Source organism: Frankia sp. Hr75.2, assembly GCF_949319125.1.
Lineage (GTDB): Bacteria > Actinomycetota > Actinomycetes > Frankiales > Frankiaceae > Parafrankia > Parafrankia soli.
Map to the genome: position 1 here is coordinate 1 of NZ_CASGGV010000159.1, position 1,277 is coordinate 1,277.

Annotated in this window: 2 protein-coding genes; both read right to left on the reverse strand. The window is 61.2% G+C overall.

All coding sequences use genetic code 11. The features are described from left to right. Nucleotides 1–32 precede the first annotated feature (32 nt). A complete protein-coding gene (locus AC559T_RS13290) occupies nucleotides 33–944 on the reverse strand; it encodes an IS3 family transposase (protein ID WP_498868896.1) in 912 nt (303 codons plus the stop codon). After that, nucleotides 941–1,174, reverse strand: coding sequence for a transposase (locus AC559T_RS13295; protein ID WP_498868897.1), 234 nt, complete (start codon nucleotides 1,172–1,174; stop codon nucleotides 941–943). The genes AC559T_RS13290 and AC559T_RS13295 overlap by 4 nt, the downstream gene beginning before the upstream one ends. Between the last annotated feature and the right edge of the window lie 103 nt (nucleotides 1,175–1,277).

Genomic DNA, 1,277 nt, shown 5'->3' on the forward strand with positions numbered 1-1,277 from the left:
TGGAGCGTTCCCGCTTTTGTAGACAATCCTAACTATGCCGCACGGAGGTCTCGTCCGTCAAATTCTTCCTCGAACTCGATGGGGGTGAGGTAGCCGATCGCGGAGTGTATCCGCTGCCGGTTGTAGTAGGTCTCGATGTACTCGAAGATTCCTGCGCGGACGCGGTCGAGGGTGTCGAAAGGATGGAGGTGTATGAACTCCTTTTTGAGAGTGGCCCAGAACGATTCCGCGGCGGCGTTATCAAAGCAGATTCCAGTGCGACCGACAGAATTCCGAATGTTGTTGTCATGACAGAAGGCAACGAACTGGCTGCTGGTGTATTGGCTGCCGCGGTCGGCGTGGAAGATCACCCCGTCGGGTGGTCGTCGAGTGGTGATAGCCATGCGGAGCGCATCAGTGACGAGCTCGGTGCGCATGTGGTCGGCGACGGCCCAGCCGACGACTTTGCGGGAGAATGCGTCGATAACCGAGGCCATGTAGACCCAACCGTCCCAGGTTCGGATGTAGGTTATATCGCCGAACCACAGCCGGTTCGGCGCGGGCGCGGTGAAGTCCTGGCCGACCAGGTCGGGCAACGAGGACGGCGCGGCGGCCTGCATGGTCGTCACCGGCCGGCGGGGCCGTGGGTGCACGCTGACCAGGCCCATCGCGGCCATCAGCCGCTGGACCCGCTTGTAGGCGACAGCGACGCCCTGGCGGCGGAGCTCGTGGAAGATCCGCCGCACTCCGTACCGTCCCTCGTGATGGTCGAAGATCGCTTTGATCATGGTTGACAGGGTGACGTCGTCCTTCTCGCGCCGCGACGGGCCGCGTTTCTTCCACGCGTAATAGCCCTGCCGGGAGACGTCGAGTTTCCGGCACATGTAGTCGACGGGGAAGGTGTCCACACCATCGGCGGGCGCAGGCTTCCTCGGAGCATGGATCGAGATGAACTCGAACCTTATTTCTGCTCGCTCGCGAAGAAGCTCGCCGCTTTTTTTAGGAAGGCGATGTCCATCTGGGCCTGCGCGTACTTCTTCCGGAGCTCTTCGAGTTCCGCACGCTCCGACACCGACAGTGGCCGGTCCTCGGCCCCTCCCTCTTCCTTCGCTTTCTTCACCCAGTTTCCCAACGTGGCCTCGTGAATACCCAGACTCTTCGCGACCTCGGCCGCAGACCGGCCCGAGTCGAGCACCAATCTTACAGCCTCGGTCTTGTACTCCTGAGTAAACTTCCGCCGTGTTGACCCCATTGCCATCCTTCCCTATAGACAGTGAACCTCAAGTTCGCTGTCCACG